The organism is Pseudomonas sp. NPDC077408 (genome assembly GCF_050269105.1).
Taxonomy (GTDB): Bacteria; Pseudomonadota; Gammaproteobacteria; order Pseudomonadales; family Pseudomonadaceae; genus Stutzerimonas.
In genome coordinates this window covers 94,157-111,923 of record NZ_JBNNHS010000001.1, presented here as the reverse complement: position 1 = coordinate 111,923, position 17,767 = coordinate 94,157, and the positions used below count along the sequence as shown (strand labels likewise).

Here is a 17,767-nt window from a genome sequence, read left to right as displayed (position 1 = left end):
CACCGGGAGACCCTCAATGGCGCTTACCGCCCTCGCAATCAACTGCACACTAAAGGCATCACCCGAAGAATCGTCCTGTAGCTTGTTGCTGAGCCAGGCGCAGCGCGAGCTGGAAAAACTCGGCGTCAGCTGCGAGCAGGTCCGCGCAGTGGACTTCAACATCAAGCCCGGCGTGACGTCAGACGAAGGCGAAGGTGACGACTGGCCGATGATTCGGGAAAAGTTGCTTGCAGCGGACATTCTGATTCTCGGCACGCCGATCTGGCTTGGCCATCCATCCAGCGTTTGTCAGCGCGTACTGGAGCGCCTGGACGCGTTCATTGGTGAAGTGGACGACGAGCAGCGGATGGTCTCGTACGGGCGGGTTGCTTGCGTCGCGGTGGTGGGTAACGAGGATGGCGCCCATCATGTGGTTGCCAGTCTCTATCAGGGACTGAATGACGTAGGCTTCACCATCCCTGCCAACGGCTGCACCTATTGGGTCGGACCGGCGATGGGGTCGACGGATTACAAGGATGTGGAAGATCCTGGCGAGAAGATCGGTAAGACCAACGCGATGTTGGCGCGCAACGCCGTGCACTTGGCCAAGCTGCTAAAGCAGGCCGGTTATCCCGGTGCCTCGCAATAACGATGCGCAAAAAGAAGCCATCCCTAGGATGGCTTCTGTGCAGCTAGAGATTGCGTCGCGCGTCAGGCCAGCGTTTTCAGCGCTTCACGACTAAAGGGCAGAATGTCCTGCATACGCCCTTCTTTCACCTTCAACGCCCAGTCCGGATCGCAAATCAGTGCGCGTCCTACCGCCACCAGATCGAACTCCTGCTTGTTCAGACGTTCGAGTAACCCCTCGATGTTGGCTGGCTGCGCCACCTTGTCCGTCTTGATCATGAACTGCAGGAACTCTCCATCGAGCCCCACGCTGCCGACGGTGATGGTGGGCTTGCCAGTCAGCTGACGGGTCCAGCCAGCGAGGTTGAGGTCGGAACCTTCGAACTCCGGCTCCCAGAATCGGCGAGTCGAGCAATGGAAGATGTCCACACCCGCCGCAGAAAGCGGCTCGAGGAATTCGCCAAGCGCTTCCGGCGTGGTGACCAGGCGCGCTGAGTAGTCCTGCTGCTTCCACTGAGAAAAGCGGAAAATGATCGGAAAGTCCGGTCCTACCGCCGCGCGTACCGCCTCGATCAGCTCGATGGCGAAGCGGGAGCGATTGGCCAGGCTCCCACCGTACTCGTCGGTGCGCTGGTTGCTGCCCTCCCAGAAGAACTGGTCAACCAGGTAGCCGTGCGCCCCGTGGATCTCGACACCATCCATGCCGATGGCCTGGGCATCCTTGGCGGCCTGGGCGAACGCTGCGATCACGCCCTGAATATCCTGTTTGGTCATGCCGTGCACCACGACCTCGCCATCCTTCACCTTCTCCATCGGGCCGTAACCCGGCACTTCCGGCTCCGGCTCGGTTCCCTTGTGACGAACATTGCCCACGTGCCACAACTGCGGAACGATCTTGCCGCCGGCCGCGTGCACGGCCTCGACCACCGCTTTCCAGCCGGCCAGCGGGGCTTCGCCGTAGAAGCGCGGCACTTGCGGATAGCCATTGGACGCCTTGTGGCCGACCGTGGTGCCCTCGGTGATGATCAACCCCACACCCGACGCGGCACGACGGCGGTAGTACTCGACGACGTCCGCGGTTGGCACTCCGTTAGGAGAGAAGGAACGGGTCATAGGCGCCATCACGACACGCGTTGGCAGTTGCAAGCTACCGAGTTGGAAGGGTTGGAACAGGGCATTCACGGCTGCAGTCATTGCTGTCTCCTCTGGCTTGAAGCAAAAGCGACCGGTCGTCTCGCCGATCGCCACAAAAAATCAGCGGGGCGTCAGCAGACGCTCCAGCTGGGTCAGAAATATCTTCAACGGCGTGACACTGCGGCCAACCTTCATGCGCAACAAGGCGCCCTCCCAGGCATTGCCGATGAATTCAGCCAGCGCTAGGCAATCGGTATCGGCATCAAGCTCGGTGGCCGCGCAAGCCTGTTCGAGGCAGTCGGCGAGCACTCTGACCGAACGCAGCAAAATCGCCTCGACTTGCTGGCCGATGGGCTGTGACAGTTCAGCCATCTCGAAGCTCAGGCTGCCGATGAAACAATGGTATTCCGGGCATTCCTGCCGAGCGAAGTGCGCAATGAGGTCTGCGTAATAACCCAGAATGCGCGCCCGGGGGCTCAGCGGAGACTCAAGTAGCGCCGCCTGATAGCGCTCCAGCCGAGGCAGGTAAAGATGCTCCAGCGCCTGCAAGGCGAAGTCTTCCTTGCTGGCGAAGTAGTGATAGAAGGAACCTTTGGGAATGCCGGCAGCCTGGACGATTTCCAGCACGCCGGTGCCGTGGTAGCCACGACGGGTCATCACCTGTGCCCCTTTGGCCAGGATCAGGTCACGCTTGTCGGTGCGGGCTTGATTGCTCATGGCGCCGAGGATATGACCGGTCGTCTAGACCGAACACCATCATCCACGACACTTATTGCAGAGCCATGCTGTCGCGATATCGACTTCGAGAAGCCGTCAGCAACAACACACGGCTTTGATAGGAGATGGCGCGCTCAGGCGAGCGCGCTTTCGATGGCCTGGATCAGCGCAGGATCATCCGGCGCAGTGCGCGGCGAGAAGCGCGCCAGCACACGTCCGTCCTTGCCCACCAGAAACTTCTCGAAGTTCCAGCTGATGTCGCCTGGGAAGTCAGCGCCCTCTCCTGCCAACAGGCGGTACAACGGGTGACGCTGCGAGCCGTTGACCTCGAGCTTGCTGCTGATCGGAAAGGTGATGCCGTAATTCTCGTCGCAAAACTGCAGGATTTCCGCATTGCTGCCCGGCTCCTGAGCAGCGAACTGGTTGCAGGGAATGCCCAGTACGCCGAAACCACGATCCTGGTAACGCTCATGCAGCGCTTGCAAGCCTGCGTATTGAGGCGTAAGACCGCACTCGGAAGCCACATTGACCACCAGTGTCACCTGGGATTTCAACGGCGCTAGGGGAAGTTCCTGGCCCGCAAGGCCGGGCAGAACCAACTCGTGAAACGCGCTCATGTGTTTCTACTCCAGAGTAAAAAAGCGCTCCGGCAGAACCGAAGCGCTTCCATGGCCCGTTCGATCCGGGCTTCTCGCTGACCAGCCGCTTGCGGGCGCCAATCAGTGTTGGTGACCACCTTCGCCATGCACATGACCATGAGCGATTTCTTCTTCGCTGGCTTCACGCACATCAACAATCTTGACTTCGAAGTTGAGGCGCTGCCCGGCCAGCGGATGATTACCGTCAACGATCACATCGTCGCCTTCGACATCACGAATGGTGACGATCTGCATCCCGCCGTCCGGGCCGGAGGCGTGAAACTGCATGCCGACTTCCAGCTCGTCGACGCCTTCGAACATCGCACGATTGAGAGTGGCGACTAGCTCCGGGCTGTACTCACCGTAGGCATCCTGCGGTTCGATGGCGACCTTCACTTCGTCACCGCCTTGCTTGCCTTCCAGGGCCTTTTCCAGACCGGAAATGATGTTGCCCGAACCGTGCAAATAGACCAGCGGCGCGCCGCCGGCCGAGCTGTCGATCACTTCACCGGCATCGTTGGTGAGTGTGTAGTCGATTGACACAGCCTTGTTAGCGGCAATCTGCATGAGGCAAAACCTTTGTTGGGGAATGTATGTGAAAGTCTAACCGCGAGCTGCATTGATTGCGAACCGACGCACGATTTAAGGGACCATCGGCAGCTTGGCTTGCTCCACGCGGATTCGTGCCCAGGGCGGTGCCGAATACAACCTTTGGAGAGCATCGCAGCTCCCCAGGTTGTGCAAGAATTCGCACCTGTAACTGTAGGCGACCTATTTCAACAATTATCTCGCACCCAAGGAGCACCGATGTCAGCTCGAAACATCCTGGTGATTAACTGCGGCAGCTCGTCGATCAAATTTGCGCTGGTCAACGAAGCCCAAGCCTCTTTTCCCCTGCAGGGCCTGGCCGAACGTCTCGGCTCCCCCGAAGCCGTGGTGCACTGGCAGTTGGGGGACACCAAGCAGAGCTTGAACATCCCAGGTGCCGATCACCGTGCCGCGCTCGAAAAGTTGCTGCCGGTAGCCCAGGAGGCCGCAGGCGGCAAACTGGACGGCATCGGCCATCGTGTGGTCCATGGTGGCGAGCATTTCACCGGTTCCAGCCTGATCGACGAGCCGGTGCTGAAGGCGATTCGCGACAGCGCCCAGTTGGCGCCATTGCACAACCCGGCCAACCTGGTCGGGATCGATGCGGCTATGGCCCTGTTCCCTGGCCTGCCGCAGGTCAGCGTGTTCGATACCGCCTTCCACCAGACCATGCCGGAACATGCGTTCCGCTACGCCGTGCCGGAATTCCTTTACAAGGAACACAGCGTCCGCCGCTACGGCTTCCACGGTACCAGCCACAACTACGTCAGCAAGCGTGCCGCTGAGATGACCGGGCTCCCAGTCGATGACAGCAGCTGGCTGACGGCTCACCTGGGCAATGGCTGCTCGACGTGCGCCATCGTCAACGGCGAGAGCCGCGACACCAGCATGGGGCTGACCCCGCTGGAAGGTCTGGTAATGGGCACTCGCAGCGGTGATGTCGACCCCAACCTGCACAGCTACCTGAACCGCACCCTGGGCTGGAGCCTGGAGCAGATCGATCGCATGCTCAATCACGACAGCGGCCTGAAAGGTCTTTCCGGGCTGTCCAACGACCTGCGCACCCTGCAGGAGGCCCGTGTCGCCGGGCATGCCGGCGCCACCCTGGCATTCGAAGTGTTCTGCTACCGCTTGGCCAAATCACTGGCAAGCATGGCCTGCGCCCTGCCGAAACTCGATGGACTGATCTTCACTGGCGGCATCGGCGAGAACTCGATGGCGGTGCGTACCCGCACCCTCGAACACCTGAAACTGTTCAACTTCACGCTGGACGAAGAAGCCAACGCACGCTGCACGCGCGGTGTTGGTGGAGAGATTCAAGCGGCAGGCAGCCCCCGTGTGCTGGTGGTACCGACCAACGAAGAACGTCAGATCGCGCTGGACACGCTGGCGCTGCTCGACGCCTGATAGCGCGCCGACAGCCAGACGCACCGCACGAACCCGACGACCGCACACGGCGTCGGGTTTCGTCTACTTGGCATCGCCCTTCGCCCGATAGGAGATCATCATGCATACCTTATTCCTCGCCCCCTGCGGTTTTGGCGGCGGCCTCAACTCCATCAGCCTTGGCCTGATCAGCGCGCTCGAGCGTGCCGGGCTGAAGGTCGGCTTCTTCAAGCCCATCGCCCAGCCCTTTCCGCATGACCAGGGCCGAGAGCGCTCCTGTGTCCTGGTAGAGCGCACCCTGAATATCGTGTCGCCCGAGCCGCTGCCGCTGGAGCAAGTCGAGCGCCAGTTGGCCGATGGAGAACTCGACCTGCTACTCGAGGACGTGGTCAGCCGCTATCAGGACGTTGCTGCGGGCAAGGACGTGGTCATCGTGGAAGGCATGGTGCCGACGCGTGAGTTCAACCACACGTCGCGGATTAATACGCATCTGGCGAAAAGCCTGGACGCGGATGTCATCCTGATCGCCGCGCAAGGAACTGACACACTCAAGCGTTTGGCCGAGCGCATCGAGATCCAGGCCCAGCTGTTCGGTGGCGCCAAGGATCCGAAAGTGCTGGGCGTCATTCTCAACAAGGTCAAGAGTGAGGACGGCACGTCGGCCTTCATCGAGCGCCTCAAGGCCCAGCTGCCGGTCCTGGGCACCGCGGACTTCCAGTTGCTCGGCGCGATCCCCTTCGCCGACAAACTCAACGCATTGCGGACCCGTGACATCGCCGAGTTGCTCGACGCCAAGGTCCTTCACGCCGGTGAAGCGGAGCAGCGTCGCGTCGAACAGATCGTCCTGTGCGCCCGAGCCGTCCCCAACACAGTGCAACTGCTGCAGCCGGGCGTACTGGTGGTCACCCCGGGTGACCGCGACGACATCATCCTGGCGGCGAGCCTGGCCTCGCTCAATGGCGTCAGGCTCGCTGGTCTGCTGCTGTGCAGTGACTTCGCGCCCGACCCGCGGATTCTCGAGCTCTGCAAAGCGGCACTGGATGGCGGCCTGCCGGTGATGACCGTACAGACGGGCTCCTACGATACGGCGACCAACCTGTTCGGGCTGAACAAGGAAACCCCAGCGGACGACATCGAGCGTGCCAGCCAGGTTACTGACTTCATTGCGCAGCACCTGCAGCCCGAACTGCTGCATACCCGACTCAGCGTACCCCGCAGCGAGTTGCGCCTGTCGCCTCCGGCGTTCCGCTACCAGCTGGTCAAGCGCGCACAGCAAGCTAACAAGCGCATCGTTCTGCCGGAAGGCAACGAGCCGCGCACCATCCGCGCCGCGGCCATTTGTCAGGAGCGCGGCATCGCGCGCTGTGTACTGCTGGCCAAGCCGGAAGAAGTCCAGGCAGTTGCTCGCGAGCAAGGTATCCAGCTGCCGGCAAGCCTGGAGATTCTCGATCCGGAGCTGATCATCAACCAGTACGTCGAGCCGATGTGCGAAATGCGCAAGGCCAAGGGGCTGACTCCAGACGATGCGCGTGAGCAGCTCAAGGACACGGTGGTCCTTGGCACCATGATGCTGGCGCTCGACGAAGTGGACGGTCTGGTTTCCGGCGCCATACACACAACCGCTAACACCATTCGCCCGGCGCTGCAACTGATCAAGACAGCCCCAGGCTACAGCCTGGTCTCGTCGGTGTTCTTCATGCTGCTGCCGGATCAAGTACTGGTCTACGGCGACTGCGCTGTAAATCCGAATCCGAGTGCCACCGAGCTGGCGGAGATTGCCCTGCAGAGCGCCGAATCGGCCGTCGCGCTGGGCGTCAACCCGCGCGTGGCGATGATCAGCTATTCCACTGGCACGTCCGGCAGTGGCGCCGAGGTGGAAAAGGTTGCTGAAGCCACACGCATCGCCCAGGAGCGCGCACCCACCCTGCCAATCGACGGTCCGCTGCAGTACGACGCCGCATCGGTCGCCAGTGTCGGCAAGCAAAAGGCGCCTAACAGCCTGGTGGCAGGTCAAGCCACTGTGTTCATCTTCCCTGACCTGAACACGGGCAACACCACCTACAAGGCGGTTCAGCGCAGCGCCAACGTGATCAGCGTCGGCCCGATGCTGCAAGGCCTGCGCAAGCCGGTCAATGACCTGTCCCGCGGTGCACTGGTGGACGACATTGTGTTCACCATCGCGTTGACCGCTCTGCAAGCTGACAACCAGAAGGCCTAACCTGCGTCCCGCGCCCGGCCAGTCTGGACGGGCGCTTCGCAATGCCAGGCGCTACTTTTTGCCTTGCAGTTCAGCCCGCAATCGGTACTCTTGCCGCCTTTATTGACGGATATAAGATCCAATCGATGCTGAGCGTCCTTCCTGCCCCACTACGGGGTGTCCTGGCTGGCTTGACCCTGGCGTTGAACACGCTGTTCTGGTGCTGGCCGCTGTTTGCCCTGTCGTTGCTCAAGCTTGCGCTACCGGTCCCGCGTATTCAGCGCGCATTGCGCTTTGGCATGCACTGGATCGCCGAATCCTGGATGGCCGTGAACAGCTTCTGGATGGATCTGGTGCGGCGAACCGAGTGGGACGTGCAGGGACTCGAAAAGGTCGATCTGCAACACTCCTATCTGGTCACCAGCAACCACCAGAGCTGGGCTGACATCCTGATGTTGCAGTACCAGTTCAACCGGCGGATGCCGATCCTGAAGTTCTTCCTCAAGCAGGAGCTGATCTGGGTGCCGGTCATCGGCCTGTGCTGGTGGGCGCTCGAGTTTCCCTTCATGAAGCGCTTCAGCAAGGAGTACCTGACCAAGTACCCGGAGAAGCGCGGCGAGGATCTGGCCACCACCCGCAAGGCCTGTGAGCGCTACCGGACCAACCCGGTGTCGGTGTTCAATTTTCTCGAAGGCACTCGTTTCACCGAGGACAAGCACACTGAACAGGCATCGCCCTACCGCTACTTGCTCAAACCCCGGGCCGGCGGCATTGCGTTCGTGATCGATGCGATGGGCGAGCAACTGACGGCACTGATCAACGTCACCATTCACTACCCGGACGGTAATTCAAGCTTCTGGGACCTGCTCTGCGGCCGAATCGGCCGGGTCGTGATGCGCATCGACTCGCAGCCAATCCCTGCCGAGTTCCTACACCGTAGCTACGACCAGGACGAAGCCTACCGGTTGAGCTTTCAGGAGTGGGTCAATGAGCTCTGGAGCGACAAAGATGCTGAGCTCGAAAAGCTACATCACCAATACCCGCCTCGTCATGGCGCTTCGGGTTAGCCCAACAGGCCGGCACTAGCCGGCCGGTCGATATTCAAGATTTAGCCAGTCGATTGTTCGCGGAAATTCCAGAGCGTCCTCAACAGCCAGCCCTGGCGCGACCAGAAACCCTTGCATCACGTGGCAGTCATGATCGATCAGCCACTCGCGCTGGGCCAGCGTTTCAACGCCCTCGGCAATCACCTCCAGTCCCAGGTTCCGCCCCAGATCGATAATGGTGCTGACCACTGCCGCATCGCGGGGCGAATCGAGCATGTTGGCGATGAACAATCGATCAATCTTCAGCGTATCCAGATCGAAATGGCGCAGGTAAGCCAGCGATGAGTAACCGGTGCCGAAGTCATCTACCGCCACCCTGACCCCCAGCTCACGCAGCTGACGAAGCTTGTCGCAGCTCTGCTCCAGGTCCTCCATCAGTGCGCCCTCGGTGACCTCCAGCTCCAACTGTCGGGGATCAAGCTGATATTCATCGAGCAGCCGGCGCAACTCGTCGATCAATCCGGCCCGGCGGAACTGCACCGGGCTGACGTTGAAGCTCAGCACCAGCTTGTCGCCGAATCGCTCACGCCAGTCGCGGCACTGGGCCAGGCCTTCGCGCAGCGCCCATTCGCCGACCCGGTCAATTAGCCGGGTTTCTTCCAGCAAGGGGATGAATACACTCGGCTCCACCGAACCGCGCCCGGCGTAATTCCAGCGCAGCAAGGCCTCGAACCCACGCAGCTCACCGGTCTCGAGCACGACCTGCGGCTGATAGGCCAAAGCGAAACCATTGCGCTCGATGGTGCTACGCAAGTTTTCTTCCATCATCAGGCGCGCGTGGGCCCGCCCGTTCATCTCACCGGAGAAGAAGCGATATTGCTGCCGGCCGTTGCGTTTGGCCTCGTACATGGCCATGTCCGCCGAGCGAAGCAACTCTTCGACGCTCTGGCCGCAATCCGGAAAATTCGCAATGCCAATACTGGCACCGAGCGTGACATCCGTGCCGTCGATGGTATGTCGAACCGAAATCAACTCGATGAGCTTTTCCGCCACCCTGGCGGCATCTTCCGGATGATCCAGAGAGTCCAGCAACGCAGTGAACTCGTCACCTCCCATTCGGGCGATGATGTCGTATGGACGCATGCAGGCTTCCAATACGCGCGCTACGCGACAGAGAATCTCGTCGCCGGCATCGTGCCCCAGCGAATCGTTGATGCGCTTGAAACCATCAAGGTCGATATAGAGGATGGCCATGCGCTTGCCGTTGCGATCGACCCGCGCCAAAGCCGAATCCAGCGCCTGATGAAAACCGCGACGATTGAGCAGGCCCGTGAGCGAATCGGTTACCGCTTGGGTTTCCAGCTGCACGTGCAGGCTGCGCACCACCGACATGTCCAGGGCGATCACGACCATTGAGCGCTGCTGACGAGGCAGCGGCGATGAAGACAGTGCCACTGGCAGCGTGTCTCCGTTGGCGGTGAACAGCTGCGCCTCATGAAGACGATAGGTATTGCCGCTACGCCAATGTTGGTAGAAATCGGTATCGCGCCAGGCCATCGGCATCTGCGGCGAGGCCAGATGCTTGATCAGCGCGGTACCTTGCAGATCATCGACGCTGGCGTGGAGCATTTTGGCGATCGCCGGGTTGGCGAAGTTGATGAATCCGTCCTCACCTACCACCAGAATGCCTTCGGCAGCGTTGTTGAGTACGGAAGCGTTAAACGCCCTTGCACTGTCGAGCTGCTGGCTGAGCAGCTGCAAGTCACGCCGATTATGCTCATGGCTGAGCAATGTATTGATCTTGTGTTTGAGCACCTGCGGATCGAACGGCTTAAGAATAAAATCCACCGCACCCGTCGCGTAACCACGCAGAACCGACTCACGCGTATGCGCAATGGCCGATACGAAGATGATCGGCGTGTAGCGCGCGTGCGGACTGCCGCGCATCAGGCGCGCCACTTCGAATCCGTCCATGCCTGGCATCTGGACGTCCAGCAACACCAGTTCGACGTCCAGATCGAGCAACGCCTGCAACGCGGCTTCACCAGAATTAACCGTATGGACCTGCCAGTCGCCGTCGCCGAGCAGGGCCTCCATGGCTACCAGGTTCGCCTCGCGATCATCGACGACCAGCAATGTCCGGGTCCGAGGCTTTGATTGGGGTTGCGACCATGCCATCAGCCGAGCCCCCAACACAGCATGATTTGGCTTCCGCTACCGACGTCGGCAGGGACGTCAGTTCGGCTTGAACGATGCGTCACACACTTCTCCTTACGGACTTGCATGAGGGCCATCAGTACGTTCCAGACGCCGAAGCAGCTCGGCCAGTCTGGTGCCGTCGACCGGTTTGAACAGGATATCGTCAGCACCGGCCGGGAGGTTCTGTTCTGCAGAAGCCGTGTCAGAGCCGACCGCCATTGCCACAATCGGCACCTGACAACCATAGTCGTTTCTGAGCTGACGGATCAGCTCGGGACCGCCATTATCCGGCATGGACAGGTCCACCAGCGCAAGATCAAAGGCATCATGATCGAAGCGCTCCAGCGCCTCGGAACCGGTCGTGACTGGCACCACCTGCAGCCCCTGCTCATCAAGCATGGCGCTGATGGCATAAATCGCCCGCACATCCGAATCGACCAATAGTACCCGCTGCCCCAAAAGGGGATGCTCCAGTTCTTCCCTTGCCCACGTTGCAGCTTCTACCCCGTCGGGCTTCAGTGCATCTTCCATATGCTCCATTCCTTCTGTTTTCGACAACGCAACTGATGAATAACGCTTAAGCCGCTGCAGATTCTTTTCCGATAACGTTTCGCGACTGGTCAGGATCACCCTGACGTCTTTCAGGGGCCGCAGGCGGTCCAGTGCGTCCAGCAGGTCGAGCCCGTCTTCGCCGGGGAGGTCGAAGTCGACGATCAGCACCGCGTAGCTGTGCTCAGCATAGGCCAGCCGGGCCTCTTCACTGCGCTGGCATTCGCTGACCCGGTAGCCGAGCCGCTCGAAATGCTCCCGCAGCTGACGGCGCCGATCCGGCTCGGTTTCCACCAGCAGAAGCCGCGTCGAATTACCTTCCTGCTGCGACAGATCAACAAACAGGCGCTCCAGTTCCGACTGAGCCACGGGTTTGACCAGGTAGCGTGAACCGTCATCCGACCAGCCCTGCGGCTGTGGCACGCAGGAAATGATGTACACCGGCGTGTCCTGGTGCCTGGGGTCGGCTCGCAGCACCCGGTGGACCTGCCAACCGCTGATATCAGGCAGCAGGACATCCAGAATCACCGCTGCGAAATGGTCCCGAGCTAGCGCATCCAGCCCTTCTTGTCCGGTCCCGCAGACAACGCTGGAGAATCCGTGGGACTGGGCCACCTCGGCCACTACCGAGGCGAAATCGGCGTCGTCCTCGACAATCAGCAGACCGCCACCCTGGCCACGCCGCTGCAGCGGCCGCAGCGTGCGGATTTCTGGAGTTGCGGCAACTTTCAAGGGCAGTTCGACCGTAAAACTCGAGCCCTGGCCTGGCGCGCTTTTAAGCCGGATTCCACCACCGAGCACTTCTGCAAGCTGACGCGCTATGGCCAGCCCCAGCCCGGTGCCGCCGTATTGCCGACTGATGGAGCCGTCGATCTGCTGGAACGCCTGGAAGATTCGTTCGTGCTGATCCTCGGCAATACCGATGCCGGTGTCGGTTACGCAGATCTGCAGCATTTCTGTATCGACAGCGCTTTCAGCCTGCTGGCTGGACACGTGTATATCAACGGAACCGTGTTCGGTGAACTTCAGAGCATTGGTAATCAGGTTTCGCAAAATCTGCTGAAGCCGGGCCCGGTCACTAACCAGCGAAGCAGGAACTCCCTCGTCTATCCGGGCCTTGAGGGTCAGCCCGTTTTGGGCGGCCATCGGCTCGAGGTTCGCAACCAGCTCCGCCAGCAACTCGCCGAGGTCCAGCGGTTCCGACTTAATCTGCATATGCCCAGCCTCGATCTTGGCCAGATCGAGTACATCGTTGATCAGCTGCAACAGGTCGTGACCGGCCCGATGAATGATGTCGGCATGGCGGACCTGCTTCTCGGTCAGGTTGCTCGCAGCGTTCTGCCTCAGCTGATCACTGAGGATAAGAATGCTGTTCAGTGGGGTGCGCAGCTCGTGCGACATGTTGGCGAGGAATTCGGACTTGTAGCGATTGGCGACCATCAACTCGTTAGCCTGATCGCGCAGTCGCCGCTCTGCAGCTTTGCGATGAGCGATATCGGTCACCACAGCTTGCACCAGATGCTCATCCCCGCTACGCAGCGGCGACAAGCCAACTTCAACAGGCACGAGATGACCATCGCGGTGGCGTCCGAAAAGCTCGCGATTTTCACCCAGCCGACGCGACTCAGGGGATTGACCGAAACGATGCCGTACTTCGAGGTAGGTCTTGCGCATCGACTCCGGAATCAGCATCTCGACTGGCTGGTCTAGCAGCTCCTGCCGGTTGTAACCAAACAGCAACTCAGTCTGGCGGTTGACCATCACGATTCGGCCGTCATGATCGAACAGCACAAAGGCGTTTGGCGAGGCTTCGACCACATTACGAAAACGCTCTTCGTCCCGCTTGCGTTGCTGCAGGTCGACCAGATTGAGCAGATGGTGAACGGACTTGTCGCGCTTGAAGCTGGTCAGGCTGAGCGAAACCGGGACCGGCGAGCCATCTTCGCGCAACGCTTGGCTTTCCCGCTGATCGGCTTCAAGTTGTGGCCCGCTCGCGGTCTCGTCAAGCGCCCCCGGGACGTAGCGACTGAGGCGCTCGCCAGCGAGCAGGCCAGCGCTGCTACCAAGCAGCGTAGCGGCACTCTGGTTGGCCAGTTCGATCCGCCCTTTATCACTGCAAAGCACAGTGGCCACTGGCAGCTGCTCAATCAGCTGTCGAAACCATGCCTCGCGCTCCTGAAGTTGCGCGCCAAGCGTCTGGCTGTTGCGCAAAGCCCGTTCACGCAAATATAGATAGCCGCCAATCAACAGCGAAAACAGCACAGCTGCAGTCAGCGCAGCAACCAGATTGAAGGCCCGGCCCACCCGGTTGAGGATGGCTTCGTATTCTGGTGTGCTGGCAACTTCCAGCTGCCAGCTACGGCCGTACATGTAGATATTGCGGGTGCGATGGAAGCTGGCGTCGCTACTCACCGGCGCTCGTCCGACCAGCAAGGGCTCGTCTGGGGCGGCGGCGTCGAACAGCTGCAACTGGAACAGCTTGCTACGCGAACCCAGCACCCCCTCCATTAAGTCGGTTAGCCGGAAGGCACCGTGAAGGGTTCCGGCAAAGGCTTCCTGGCGTTCTTCCAACGTGGTAACGGGGGCGCCGGCCCGATAAAGCGGGAGGTATAGCAGGATGCCCACTTGGACATTCTGTTCGGTTTCCTGCTTGAGCCGCAACGGCCCGGTGAGCATCGGTGTGCCGATGTTGCGCGCCGCCATGACGGCTTGCCTGCGCGTATCCTCACTCATCATGTCGAAGCCAAGTACACGACGGTTACGCCAATCAAGCGGATGAATGTAATCCACGATCAGGTATTCGCTGCGCTCACCCCGGGGATAGATGCGGAAATCACGCCCTCCCTCGCGAATCTTCGCGAGCAGAACGCTGAGGTTCTCTGTGCGCGCATAGCGGGCCAGAGCAATGGCTTGGATGCCGGGGTAGAAATCCTGGAGCTGAAGCTGATCGGAAGCCCGATTCCAGTCCTGCAGACTGACTGCATCACTCCCGACGAAAAGCCCCGCCAGACCTCGTAAAACCATCTCGTACGCGCGCATACGCTCACGCAGAGTGCTTTCAACGTCATTGACCGCCAGATTGAATCGCTGGGCCTGCTCGGCGCGCACCCGCATTTCCTGAACATGCCATTGCCAGCCAACCCATCCTCCGAGCCCTACCATCAGGGCCAGCGTCACTACCAATGGCAGCCAAGGCTTACGAGAATGGAGAGCGGAACGATCATCCATTCGACCTCCTCAGTGCCACTACATGGCTCGCTGTCACAAGCTTCAGAGTCGTAGATCGTTCAGAGGTTCAATAGAAGCGACAATCAGCCGTAAAGCTGACGCCACCCGAATGACGCAAGCGAGCCCTGACAGTCTCGCTTGCGCTTAGCCGCTTACAGCGGGCGCAGGTTGATCTCTACACGACGGTTCTGTGCGCGCCCGGCAGCGGTATCGTTGCTGGCGATCGGTTGGCTCGAGCCGGCACCATAAGATGAGATACGTGAACCGGGCACGCCGTTGCCTTCCAAATAGTTGGCAACGCTACGCGCGCGGCGATTTGAAAGGTCCTGATTCAGTTGCTGCGAGCCGGTACTGTCGGTATGGCCGATGATGTCGACACCGTTCTTATTGAACTCTTTGAATACTTGAACCAATGAATTAAGCGTTGGATAGAAGCTACTGGAAATGTCAGCTGAATTGCTTGCAAAGGTAATGTTGCCGGGCATGATCAGCGTCAGGTTATCGCCTTGGCGCTGCACTTGTACGCCTGTGCCCTGCAACGTCTGGCGCAACTTGGCTTCCTGGGTATCGACGTAGTAACCATAGCCGCCGCCAGCGGCCCCACCGACGGTGGCTCCGATCAATGCGCCTTTGGCACGGTCCTTTTTGCTGGAGGTTGCTGCGCCGATTACCGCACCACTGACCGCACCGATGCCGCCGTAAATACCGGCCTTACCAGCTTCGCGCTCACCGGTATAAGGATTGTTGGTACAGCCAACCAGCAGCGCAAGGGTGGCGGCAAGTGCGGTTAGGTTACTGATCGATTTCATGTTTACTTCCTTCATCTACGGGACGCCAACCTGCCGAACGCACAGGCTGGAATTTCCTCGCTAGGGTAACACCCCGTCCACCCGCAGAACCGGAACGTCCCGACGAAGCCGTGAGTTCAAGCACAGGAAGCCAACTCGACCGCGTTTCACTCCGAGGCGACGCTAGTCGAGCCAGAACAGCCAAACCTACACCGAAGAGATGGCGCTACTGCCGTCTTCCAGCCAACGTGCGATGTCCAAACGGATACGCTTCTTATCAAGCTTACCGACGCTGGTCTTGGGAATATCCTCGACGACGGCGATCTGCTGCGGAATCGCCCATTTGTTGAGCTGCCCCTGCTCAACTGCTGGCTCAAGGAACGCTTGCAATGCGCGCGCGTCTAGATGCTTGCCTTCACAGAGCACTAGTAAGGCGAAGGGTCGTTCGCCCCAGCGCTCATCCGGCACGCCTACCACCGCCACGTCGCGCACGGCATCGTGCCGACTGATCAGACCTTCCAGCGCCAAGGATGAAATCCACTCACCGCCCGTCTTGATGACGTCCTTGATGCGGTCACGAATGTCGATGTTGCCCATTTCGTCGAGGGTGGCGACGTCACCGGTATGCAGCCAACCGCCCGCCCACAGCTCTTCGCTCTTCTCCGGATTGCCCGCATAACCCTGCGTCAGCCAGGGGGCCCGAAGCACCAGCTCTCCTTGAGACACGCCATCGGCCGGAAGAAAACTGCCGTCAGCCGCCTGGATTGCGGCATCAACCAGCACCACCGGGATCCCGGCCTTGAGGCGGTAGGTGGTCTGTTCGTCTTCACTGGCGTTGCGCAGCTCGTCGTTGATATGGGCACCGGAAATCAATGGACAGGTTTCCGACATCCCGTAGGCCGCCACCAATTGCATGCCACATGCCCGAGCCGACTCGTAAAGGCCACGGGTAAGCGCACTGCCGCCGATGGTGATCTTCCAGCCGCCGAAGTCGGTGCCCTGCGCCGCCTTGGCTTTTAGCAGCATCTGCACGATGGTCGGTACGCAATGAGAAAAGGTGACCTTCTCTCGACGCCAGAGCTCGATCAGCAGCTCCGGATCATAGCGCCCCGGATAAACCTGCTTGAGGCCCAACATCGTCGCCACATAGGGCAAGCCCCAGGCGTGTACATGGAACATCGGCGTAATCGGCATATACACGTCGCCCGCTGCCATCAGCTGAGGGTTCTCGCGACAGCCGACCGTCACCGCACCGGCCAGCGTGTGCAGGACCAGCTGACGGTGCGTGAAATAGACTCCCTTGGGGTCACCGGTGGTACCGGTCGTGTAGAACGTGGTCGCCACCGAATTTTCGTCAAAGTCTGGGAAGTCGTACTTGGCCTCGGCGGCCGCTAGCAAGCTTTCGTATTCACCGATGCAGTTCGGCAAATCGCACTGCTTGTCGTCGGCATCGGTGATCAGCAGTGTCTTGTCGACCGTTGTCAGCTGCCCGGCGATTGCGTGGTACAGCGGCGCGAACTCGCTATTGACGAGAACAAAGCGGTCTTCAGCATGATTCATGGTGTAAAGAATCTGCTCGGGCGATAGCCGCACGTTGATGGTATGCACCACCGCCCCGATCATCGGAATCGCAAACATGCATTCGAGGTAGCGATGGCTGTCCCAATCCATCACCGCCACCGTGTCGCCCGCCTTTACCCCCGCGTTGGTCAGCACGTTGGCAAGCCGGGCAATGCGCTCGCCCAGGGTGCGATAGTCGAAACGCAGTTGATCGCGATAGACGATCTCACGGGTGCGCTCGTAGCGCTGCCCCGACAACAGCAGGCTTTTGATCAACAGGGGGTACTGGTAGGCGTTGGCGGCGGGTTTGATCACTCGTGTCTGCAACATAGGGCTTCCTGTTATTGATGTTATGAGACGCTCGCTAGCTGTTGGCGCGGGCCGTTTACGCGACCTGGCCGTACCGCTTTCCTCTTCGGACATCTGGCTGCACAGTTGTTCAACCTGCGGAGACAAACTCCACGCAAGGACAGGCGCGGCCGATCAGGCGATCTCGCTGGCCGCCAGCCGAACGCCAAGACCAATCAATACCGCGCCCGTGACGCGGTCGAACCAGTGCCCCATGCGAGCAAAACCGGCCCGTACGCGCTCGCGGCTGAACAACCAGGCCACCAGGCAGAACCACAACCCAGTGGCGCATGCCAGATATAACCCATAGGCCGCCTGAACGGCGAGCGGGGTATGGGGGTCGATAACCACGGTGAATAGGGACAAAAAGAACAACGTCGCCTTGGGATTCAAGCCGTTGGTAATGAACCCAACGGTAAAAGCGCGTCGTGGACTAATCGCAGCACTGGGCGCGGATGATTCAAGATTATCCACTGCGACGGGTTTGGCGCGCAGTGCCTGAAAACCGAGATAGAACAGGTAGCCGGCCGCTAACCATTTGAAAAGATTGAATAACATGATCGACTGCGAGACGATCAAGCCAATCCCGAGCAGCGAATAAACCACGTGGACCAAAATGCCGCTGCCTACTCCGATGGCCGTCCAGCTGCCGCTGCGCTGACCACGGGCGACGCTTTCCCGCACGACCACCGCGAAGTCGGGCCCGGGACTGGCGACAGCAAGCAAGTGAACCAGCGCCACAGTGAGAAACTCCATCCAGTACATCTAGCGACTCCGTTATTC

Annotated in this window: 13 protein-coding genes; 4 read left to right on the top strand and 9 right to left on the bottom strand. The window is 60.2% G+C overall.

Going from position 1 to position 17,767, the window contains the following annotated elements; translation table 11 throughout:
• Positions 1–16: 16 nt before the first annotated feature.
• A complete protein-coding gene (locus ACQKEK_RS00510) occupies positions 17–628 on the top strand; it encodes a flavodoxin family protein (RefSeq protein ID WP_499140721.1) in 612 nt (203 codons plus the stop codon).
• A 62-nt stretch (positions 629–690) separates the two neighbouring features.
• Here the strand turns inward: ACQKEK_RS00510 and ACQKEK_RS00505 are convergent, their stop codons facing one another.
• The 4 genes from ACQKEK_RS00505 to ACQKEK_RS00490 all read right to left on the bottom strand — a co-directional run bounded on the left by ACQKEK_RS00505 (position 691) and on the right by ACQKEK_RS00490 (position 3,662).
• A complete protein-coding gene (locus ACQKEK_RS00505) occupies positions 691–1,800 on the bottom strand; it encodes an NADH:flavin oxidoreductase (RefSeq protein ID WP_499140720.1) in 1,110 nt (369 codons plus the stop codon).
• 60 nt (positions 1,801–1,860) lie between these two features.
• Complete coding sequence (locus ACQKEK_RS00500) at positions 1,861–2,457, bottom strand: TetR/AcrR family transcriptional regulator (RefSeq protein ID WP_499140719.1); 597 nt, start codon at positions 2,455–2,457, stop codon at positions 1,861–1,863.
• Between the two features lie 134 nt (positions 2,458–2,591).
• Positions 2,592–3,074 (bottom strand): glutathione peroxidase, encoded by a 483-nt coding sequence (locus ACQKEK_RS00495; protein ID WP_128121035.1) that lies wholly within the window; start codon positions 3,072–3,074, stop codon positions 2,592–2,594.
• Between the two features lie 102 nt (positions 3,075–3,176).
• The gene (locus tag ACQKEK_RS00490; protein ID WP_045429574.1) at positions 3,177–3,662 is read right to left on the bottom strand and encodes an FKBP-type peptidyl-prolyl cis-trans isomerase; all 486 of its coding nucleotides are present in this window, start codon (positions 3,660–3,662) and stop codon (positions 3,177–3,179) included.
• 240 nt (positions 3,663–3,902) lie between these two features.
• On the opposite strand from ACQKEK_RS00490, the gene ACQKEK_RS00485 reads away from it, so the two are divergent.
• The 3 genes from ACQKEK_RS00485 to yihG all read left to right on the top strand — a co-directional run bounded on the left by ACQKEK_RS00485 (position 3,903) and on the right by yihG (position 8,333).
• Positions 3,903–5,090 carry an acetate kinase gene (locus tag ACQKEK_RS00485; RefSeq protein ID WP_499140718.1) on the top strand — a complete coding sequence of 396 codons (1,188 nt, stop codon included), beginning with the start codon at positions 3,903–3,905 and terminating at the stop codon, positions 5,088–5,090.
• A 100-nt stretch (positions 5,091–5,190) separates the two neighbouring features.
• Positions 5,191–7,287 carry a phosphate acetyltransferase gene (gene pta / locus ACQKEK_RS00480; RefSeq protein WP_499140717.1) on the top strand — a complete coding sequence of 699 codons (2,097 nt, stop codon included), beginning with the start codon at positions 5,191–5,193 and terminating at the stop codon, positions 7,285–7,287.
• Positions 7,288–7,412: 125 nt separating this feature from the next.
• Entirely contained in the window at positions 7,413–8,333 is a 921-nt protein-coding gene (yihG, locus tag ACQKEK_RS00475) for a 1-acylglycerol-3-phosphate O-acyltransferase, YihG family (protein ID WP_499140716.1), read from the top strand.
• Between the two features lie 15 nt (positions 8,334–8,348).
• Here yihG and ACQKEK_RS00470 read toward each other — a convergent pair whose 3' ends face one another.
• The 5 genes from ACQKEK_RS00470 to ACQKEK_RS00450 form a co-directional block, all read right to left on the bottom strand.
• Positions 8,349–10,490 (bottom strand): putative bifunctional diguanylate cyclase/phosphodiesterase, encoded by a 2,142-nt coding sequence (locus tag ACQKEK_RS00470; protein WP_128121032.1) that lies wholly within the window; start codon positions 10,488–10,490, stop codon positions 8,349–8,351.
• Between the two features lie 93 nt (positions 10,491–10,583).
• The gene (locus ACQKEK_RS00465) at positions 10,584–14,288 is read right to left on the bottom strand and encodes a CHASE domain-containing protein (RefSeq protein ID WP_499140715.1); all 3,705 of its coding nucleotides are present in this window, start codon (positions 14,286–14,288) and stop codon (positions 10,584–10,586) included.
• A 152-nt stretch (positions 14,289–14,440) separates the two neighbouring features.
• On the bottom strand, positions 14,441–15,097 hold the full coding sequence (locus ACQKEK_RS00460; protein WP_045429589.1) for a YiaD family glycine zipper/OmpA-like lipoprotein: 657 nt from the start codon (positions 15,095–15,097) through the stop codon (positions 14,441–14,443).
• A gap of 186 nt (positions 15,098–15,283) precedes the next feature.
• Positions 15,284–16,966, bottom strand: coding sequence for a fatty acid--CoA ligase (locus tag ACQKEK_RS00455; protein ID WP_499140714.1), 1,683 nt, complete (start codon positions 16,964–16,966; stop codon positions 15,284–15,286).
• A 153-nt stretch (positions 16,967–17,119) separates the two neighbouring features.
• Positions 17,120–17,749: a LysE family translocator gene (locus ACQKEK_RS00450; RefSeq protein WP_499140713.1), complete on the bottom strand. Its 630-nt coding sequence runs from the start codon at positions 17,747–17,749 to the stop codon at positions 17,120–17,122.
• Positions 17,750–17,767: the final 18 nt, after the last annotated feature.